Annotated in this window: 10 protein-coding genes; 5 read left to right on the top strand and 5 right to left on the bottom strand. The window is 37.7% G+C overall.

The window, feature by feature from the left end:
• Positions 1–399 (top strand): hypothetical protein (locus tag HRT50_RS16805; RefSeq protein WP_291616612.1); only part of this gene is annotated, 399 nt, incomplete at its 5' end.
• A gap of 575 nt (positions 400–974) precedes the next feature.
• Here HRT50_RS16805 and HRT50_RS16800 read toward each other — a convergent pair.
• Together HRT50_RS16800 and HRT50_RS16795 are read right to left on the bottom strand one after the other, a co-directional pair.
• Positions 975–1,364 carry a DoxX family protein gene (locus tag HRT50_RS16800; protein ID WP_291616609.1) on the bottom strand — a complete coding sequence of 130 codons (390 nt, stop codon included), beginning with the start codon at positions 1,362–1,364 and terminating at the stop codon, positions 975–977.
• 50 nt (positions 1,365–1,414) lie between these two features.
• On the bottom strand, positions 1,415–1,837 hold the full coding sequence (locus HRT50_RS16795) for an organic hydroperoxide resistance protein (RefSeq protein WP_291616607.1): 423 nt from the start codon (positions 1,835–1,837) through the stop codon (positions 1,415–1,417).
• A 182-nt stretch (positions 1,838–2,019) separates the two neighbouring features.
• Here HRT50_RS16795 and HRT50_RS16790 point away from each other — a divergent pair, with 182 nt between their 5' ends.
• A complete protein-coding gene (locus HRT50_RS16790; RefSeq protein ID WP_291616605.1) occupies positions 2,020–2,490 on the top strand; it encodes a MarR family winged helix-turn-helix transcriptional regulator in 471 nt (156 codons plus the stop codon).
• Positions 2,491–2,747: 257 nt separating this feature from the next.
• Here the strand turns inward: HRT50_RS16790 and HRT50_RS16785 are convergent, their stop codons facing one another.
• On the bottom strand, positions 2,748–4,001 hold the full coding sequence (locus HRT50_RS16785; protein WP_291616603.1) for a Y-family DNA polymerase: 1,254 nt from the start codon (positions 3,999–4,001) through the stop codon (positions 2,748–2,750).
• Positions 3,989–4,402, bottom strand: coding sequence for a LexA family transcriptional regulator (locus HRT50_RS16780; RefSeq protein WP_291616602.1), 414 nt, complete (start codon positions 4,400–4,402; stop codon positions 3,989–3,991). Before HRT50_RS16780 ends, HRT50_RS16785 begins: the two co-directional genes overlap by 13 nt.
• Before the next feature lie 1,050 nt (positions 4,403–5,452).
• On the opposite strand from HRT50_RS16780, the gene HRT50_RS16775 reads away from it, so the two are divergent.
• The 3 genes from HRT50_RS16775 to HRT50_RS16765 all read left to right on the top strand — a co-directional run bounded on the left by HRT50_RS16775 (position 5,453) and on the right by HRT50_RS16765 (position 6,452).
• On the top strand, positions 5,453–5,728 hold the full coding sequence (locus tag HRT50_RS16775) for a hypothetical protein (protein ID WP_291616600.1): 276 nt from the start codon (positions 5,453–5,455) through the stop codon (positions 5,726–5,728).
• A gap of 111 nt (positions 5,729–5,839) precedes the next feature.
• Complete coding sequence (locus tag HRT50_RS16770; protein ID WP_291616597.1) at positions 5,840–5,995, top strand: hypothetical protein; 156 nt, start codon at positions 5,840–5,842, stop codon at positions 5,993–5,995.
• Positions 5,996–6,197: 202 nt separating this feature from the next.
• Positions 6,198–6,452, top strand: a complete 255-nt coding sequence (locus HRT50_RS16765) for a hypothetical protein (protein WP_291616595.1) — start codon at positions 6,198–6,200, stop codon at positions 6,450–6,452.
• A gap of 384 nt (positions 6,453–6,836) precedes the next feature.
• On the opposite strand, the gene HRT50_RS16760 is transcribed toward HRT50_RS16765, so the two are convergent.
• On the bottom strand, positions 6,837–7,403 hold the full coding sequence (locus HRT50_RS16760; RefSeq protein ID WP_291616593.1) for an SOS response-associated peptidase: 567 nt from the start codon (positions 7,401–7,403) through the stop codon (positions 6,837–6,839).
• Positions 7,404–7,472 lie beyond the last annotated feature (69 nt).

The raw sequence follows: 7,472 nt of genomic DNA, 5'->3' as shown, positions 1-7,472 counted from the left end.
CAAGATTCAAAATTAAACGGGTATTCAGTTGGTTATGGTACGGATTTAAATGGTAAATATGTTTTTAATGAAAATATCGCAATAATTTTCTCTTTAGGCTTTGTAAAATGGGATGAAGAGAAGCTAAAAAATAAAGATGAATACCGTTATTCTGTAGGCGTACAAGGCAATATAGTAAAAGATCTTACAGCAACGGCTAGTTATACTTACCGTGATTTGAAAGATTTTAGCCAAAATGATGCGCATGAGGTCAACGTTGGTTTGAATTACGCCTACAGCAAAAATACTGATATCGGTGTGTTTACTGGCTATTCAAGTTTTGATGCACAAGAAAATGGTTATAAACTTGATAACAGTTTTGATCGTGTTGCTGGTATTTACGCCACATATCGTTTTTAAACGTTTAACCATCAGCATTAATGGTAGAAATTAGCTCAACAAAGTGCCTTAGAAGTATACAATAGGCACATGTTCTGAACATCCAAATATAGGTTTATTCAGACTGAAAGGACTATAATGCGCACCAAGAAGCCCTTAACAACATTGCTGTTTCATTTGGAATTCACTAATTTTTTAAAGTGAGGTGTTAAGGCCAGAAAGTACCAAATGCTGACTTTCATCAGGTACTAAAAGCCGTCGCAAGAGGATGGCTTTGCGCATTGAAGACATAAAGACTTCCCTAATGTTAAGGTCAAAATTCAGATCATATAGCGGACATAAATTCATATTTCTATGGCGTTATTGGGCACTTAGTGCCTTAGAAAACATGAATAATTTCACCCTAAATTGGTGGCTAAAATCACTTAGCTACAACACTGTCAACGGGGGGCTAAATACCGAGGTAAAATAGACGCATTACTCGCAATCATTATTTATAAGAAGCCATAAAAAACGAATCATATAGATTCGTTTTTTTGGTATCGTTAACTATTAAGCAACTACATTGCTCATAAACTTTATGAAAATTAAAAACATTACTTTTCTTTTTGTAAAAATTCCGGCAGGGAATGACCAGAAAGTACCAATAATCCCGCAAAAATGCCTAAGTTCTTAATGAAATTTTGCATTTCATGTGCACCATCTAGACCCGAAAAATTCCAAAAATCATGCAACGAAATATTAATGACTAACACCAAGCCAGCTAATAACAATGCGACGATTCCGGTAAATCGATTTGCAATAAGCATCAAAGCAGCGACTATTTGGAAAATACCCGCCAATGCTAATAACACAGGGACAAATGGCATATTGTGTTTTTCCATTAGCTGTATATGCATATCCCAAGATACAAATTTCATGATACCGGGAACCAGAAAATATAATGCGAGTAAAACACGTCCAACCGTTAATAACAGAGTGTTCATTTTATCAATCCTTGTTTGTTACTGTCTAATGACTATCTAAATAAAGCGAATTATAATGCAGTGCCATTGACGGTCAGTTTCACATCAATATTACCATTAACGGCATTTGAGTATGGGCAGACTTGATGTGCAGTTTTAACCAATGCGATTGCTTGCTCATCATCCAGTTCTAACGTTACCGCTAATGAAACGCTTAATGCAAAACCACCCGCTTCATTAGGGCCAATACCCACTTCTGCAGAGACAGGTGCTGTCGCTAATTTTAATTTTTGCCCTCCCGCTACATGTAAAATGGCATTTGAAAAACAAGCAGCGTAACCCGCTGCAAATAACTGTTCAGGGTTTGTTGCTGCGCCCGTTCCCCCCATCTCTTTTGGGTAACTTAGTGCAAGGTCGAGCATATTATCATCTGTGCATACTTGTCCGTTACGTCCTGCAGAAGCAGTTGCTGTTGTTGTATATAGCGTTGTCATAATGATTTCCTTTTGAACATGTTTAATTAGTTAGGTATTTACTATAATCTTCCGCAATCAGCTTGCGCGAAACTCAATTGCGCGAAACCTAATTGCGCACAACTTAATTTCGGTGATTATAGCTCGATTCAAAAGCAAAATACAAGTATATTGTGCACAATCTTTTTAGTCAGAGGTATAATATGAGCTTATCAACAACAACAGCATGCAATCAAAGTGAAGCAGAAACGCCTCAGTTATTATTAAAGAATCAAGTGTGCTTTTCACTTTATAGCGCTTCAAATGCGTTAATTCGTTCTTATCGTCCGCTACTGAGTGCACTCGATCTGACTTATCCTCAATATTTAACCATGATGGTAATTTGGGAGAAAAGTGGTATTAACGTGAAGGATCTCGGCCATGACTTACATCTCGACTCAGGTACATTAACCCCTTTACTAAAACGTTTAGAAGCAAAAGGCTTTATAACGCGCGAACGTAGTGATGAAGATGAGCGTGTTAGATTGGTATTTTTAACCACTCAAGGCCAACAGTTAAAAAGTCAGGCTGAATCAGTACCAGAAGCGATTTTCTGTAAAAGCCAACTTCCAATGACTGAATTACAGCAACTCAAAGCAAGCTGTGAAAAGCTATTAGCCAACTTAAAAAAATAAGAACCATAGCGCTTGGTCTTTAATTTTGAATTTTCACAAAACGAACATTGATTTTAGAAGGTGCTTTGGGGGCGTTAGCGAGATAGGGAAATACTGCTAACGTCAGCTATCCTTGAGGATAGCTGACATAAAAGTAGAGGTAATTATTCTAATAATTTAGACCGCTTTGTGGTAATAGTTGTCAAAACGGATTACCTGATGCCATGACGATAAGTGAAATTTCTTTGTTTACACTAAATCGACCACACATATTAACCTCAACAGTTTATTTTAGGGATTTCTGACCAGTTACTCGTAGAGCGAGGTGATAAGAAGTTTCGTCTCATTACCCACTTTTCATTTTTTTCAGCGACTGCCACTTCAACAGCACCTCTTCCATAGCGATGGTTTATTTGGTCATAGCATTTCATTAAAGGCGAGTTATTCACACTAAGACTAAACATATCTTGTTGTTGAAATTGACTATTATCTAGTTCAATGCCACCTACTCCGCAGCGATAAAAACTAACACCTTGCCTATAAATACTATCAAACACATAAGAAATAGCACCTACGAGCTTTAAGGTATTGTCAGTCGCAATAGGAAACTCATAAATGACAGATTTTTTATAGTAACTGTCATCATGTGGCGAGCTTGATGCAAAAATAACTAGTCGTTTAATTAAAGAGCCTTGCCTTCTAACTTTTGCCCCAACAATACTGGCGTGACTTGATAGTGCCGCTTTAAGCGCATGACCGTCGGTTACTCGTTGCCCAAAACTACGTGTAGAAAATATCTCTTGTTTGTCTTGCCCTATTTCATCCCAATTTAAGCACTGCATGCCGTTCAGTTCATTCACTGTACGCTCAACGACGACACCGAACTGACCTCGCATTGCTTTAGGCGATTGGTTCGCTAAATCCCAGCCATTTTTAAGCCCTAATATACTTAGCTTTTTACCCAATTTAGTGCCAATACCCCAAACATCGGTGAGTGACATTCTAGAGAGGATTTCTTTACGAGAGGCTTTATCATCTATTACAGCAACACCATCAAAACCTGACAGTTTTTTAGAGGCATGATTAGCGGCTTTGGCTAATGTTAAGGTTGCGCCGAAACCTACACCAACGGGTAATCGTGTTTCTCGCCAGACAGCCTTGCGTATTACATGGCCGTATTTGTGCCAGCTATCAACACAGCTAAAGTTCTTGAAATGTAAGAACGATTCATCAATAGAATATACATAATGGTTATCAGAGTACCGGGCAATAACGTTCATCATTCTTTCGCTTAGGTCTGCATACAGCTCATAATTTGAAGAGCGAACTACAACATTATGTTTTACTAAAAAAGACTTTATCTTAAAGTAAGGAATGAACTTAGGTACACCTAGTTGCCTGGCAATAGGACACACTGCGCAAATACAGCCTTGGTTATTCGTTAAGACGACAACGGGTTTATGCCTAATGCTTGGGTCAAAGACCTTTTCCGCACGCGCATAGAATGAAACGGCGTCAACTAAACCAAACATGACAGCAGTACGGGTAGTTTTTTATGCAGTCTAAAGGATACATTTACCACCCCTTCTATTTGAAAATCATCGCTTTCTGTTATTTTAATGGGCTTGTGTCTGTCAGATGCAGATAGCAATAAGGCATTATCCGTATCAATGATTTTACAAACAAAGCAGCCATTAAAATTTGCCACAATCACAGAGCCATTACTAACACGCTCCACTCTATCAACGACAAGCACATCCCCATTAAAAATCCCTATCCGTTCCATTGACCTTCCATTAGCTAGGCCGAAGAAAGTCGCATTCGGGTGCTGAAGGAGTAACTCTTCTAGTGATAGATTAAGTTCTCTGTATTCTGCTGCGGGTGATTCAAAACCTGATATCCCTGCTTCAATATAAACGGGTATTACTTTCATAAAAAACCAACGTAACTGTACATAAACACAGTATAGTGTTTTATGGGAATATTTTGAAGTGGGATCATCAATTAAAGAGCACTAATAACGATAGAACGTTAGCGTATTAGTCATTAATAAAACGTAATGCTTGATGTTAAAACTATTAAGGTAAGTTCGGCATTCTTTGGTAGGTAGTGTTCATTGAAGGTTTATCAGAGTAAGCTGCTTGGCTTCATTCGGCCCCTTTGTGAATTTTTTTTCACCCACATAATATGAGTCACGAGTAGTTTCTAACTTTCAGTCATTTAATCAATATGACTAGAATAAGTTCTAACTTTTACTGAGTTTCAATATGGGAGGTTGTACCTATGATTCTTTGATGTTTAAGGATAAGGCAACAGCTATTAATAAGCACAACCCCCTATAATACATAAAAACCCCGCTACATTTAGCGGGGATTATTTTGTTGTAAGTAACTTCAATTACTTACTTTCATGGTGGCTAAGATCCATCTTATTTTGAAGTTTTAACTGCTTCCCGGACAAGTTCCTTATTGGCACGGCTATCTGTTTTAAATATAACTCCTCATCTGTTCTTTGCACTTATTCTAGTACCTTTTAAGTTTTTTGTGCCTTTTAGAGAATAATCAACTTAACTAGGTGCATGTGAGCATTATTAAGAAGTGGTATTCATACGGAGAGAGCACTACAAGTATGTTATTTTTTTGGCTCTATCGAGTTGCCCTATATGTACGCTGAACAGAATAAGTTTCATCACAGAAAAGCGTCATAAGATAACAAGTTTCTAGTCTGTTTTAGTAATGTTACTTTCCGGCCGTTGATACCACTACTGACATCTTTAAGGTACTAAAAAACATCAACAAACCGAGTACTTTTATAATGTTTAATTAGACAGTGTGGTTGGAATTAAATAGCAGTATTTCCTTCACAAATAAGGAAAAATCTCGCATTACAAAGGATAATTAAAAAATTACAAATTTATAACCTATTGATGATGTGTTAGTAAAAAGGTATTCTTGCCTCTGTACTTTCTAAGGATCATATTGTAATGCAAGAAAAAATCACCTTGGTAGTTGATTACCTGAACAGAGTTAAGACTCGCTGCACATACAATGCTGCTGCGAAAGCATTGGGTGTTACACCAAAGGAACTAAAAAAACTGTTGGGTAAGCGTACGCCTGAAAACTCTTGGTTTGTTAATACGGGAACTGGTAGTCCAGTTGGGTACACTGACGAAGAAAAACATCCTGAGCTTCTTCGTACAAAACTTATTATTAAATCAGCGGAAGTTTTGACACGAAATCTAGATTTAAAGAAAAGTTAACAAGTTGCTCAAGCAAGAAGATTAAAAGCGGGGGCTCGCCCTAAAACGCCCCTTAGCAAAGCTAGATTTTACCAATTAGATGCACCCCTAAATTAATTCAAGAGAATTCAAATGGCGAAAAACAATTACAACTATGAGAAGCGGCAAAAAGAACTCGCGAAGAAGAAAAAGAAAGAGGAAAAACGCCTGAAAAAATTAGAGAAGACTAGTGAAGAAAGCCCATCCGAAGATCCTCTATTAGCTGATGATCAAAATACATCCATATAATTATGTCGTCTACTGTGCTCGCATAAAGGAGCAAGTATACCGGCATCCAAGTGGTAGCAGATGTTGATAGACTTACGTTTTCAACCCAAATAGTAGAGAACGTAAGTTATAGGAATCGTGTATCAACTCATTTTTCATGGGGCGATACTACCAATTAATAAATTTAGTAAGTAAGTAAGTAAGTAAAATTAGGAGTATTGTATTGCAAACTGTAGTCAAGAAATGGTTCCGAGATAAAGAGTCTGGATTTCTGGATAACGGGAATGGCCCAGATATAATGGTACGTAAAGCCGACCTTGTTAATTGTGCTTTCTTAAAAGTTGGTGTCACTGTTGAGTTTGAATGCCACGCAGATAAGCGAGGATTAATAGCTAAAAAGGTTAAACTTTCAAATCAGAAGCGCTCGCAACAAGGTATTCGAGACAATAAACCCTACCGTCCAGGTGTCATGACTTAAGTAATTAACTGTCATTAAGCGGATTATGTCCCCGCAGAGCAAGACGATGCAATCTGACCATAAAAACTTCCAGGCAAAAAATGGCTGCCAACCTTTGTTGCAGCTGAGCGTGGCGTTATCAATAAAAATCTAATCCCAATCAGCTTGAAGTGCCAACAACCTAATGTCTGCAAAGTGGCTTGAGTTCAAATGGTGAATGCAACGCTAGCCTTTATATCACAGCCCAAAACGCCTGGTTTTAGCGAACAGTTGACCTTAAGAGCAACCTATTGCTAACTTTTCCTGTCCGCTGTCGACAGCCAGCTTATATTGCTAGTCACTTATTAAAAGCAAATTTTAAAGATTGGCTGGGTGTATTAATAAAACACCTTTTGTAATCGCAACTTAGTCAGTAGATTCAACATGAATCATTTCATCGTTGACATGCTGAAGTAATGGTTCGACTTCTTGATACGAAGATTTAAACCAAAAGTCTTTATCTTCGTTAGTAATAAGTACAGGCATTCGTTTATGGTACTGACCACACTTAATATTAGGCTTTGTCGTTAAGGTGACTAATTCAGTAAATTCATGCTGAAACAATATACCTGCCATATACAAAGGTACTTTGTCAGTGTGCTCAAATAGGTACTTAACTTTTTTACCCTCCTCTGTTCGCCATTCAAACCAACCGTTACATGGAATTAAACATCGTTGATGCTGAAAGGCTTGTCTGAATGTAGGCTTGCTAGCAACGGTTTCAGCTTGGGCGTTAATAATAAGCTTCTTTGACCATGAGGGTTTTATTCCCCATAGCGCATTTACTTGATGGTAGGTTGAGTTGCTATTTACTAACGTGGCAACTGATTGGCTGGGACTTAAGTTAGTATTGGTTACTGCATTGAAGTGGGTATTAAATAACTCACTCACGATAGGTGAAATGGCTCTGTTTACACTAAATCGACCACACATACTTACCTCTACATTATTTTATCAATATGACTGCATCAATAGTTTATCTTAGGTATTTCTGACCAGTTA

Source organism: Colwellia sp. (assembly GCF_013215345.1).
Lineage (GTDB): Bacteria > Pseudomonadota > Gammaproteobacteria > Enterobacterales > Alteromonadaceae > Colwellia.
This window is presented reverse-complemented; position numbering and strand designations above follow the sequence as displayed.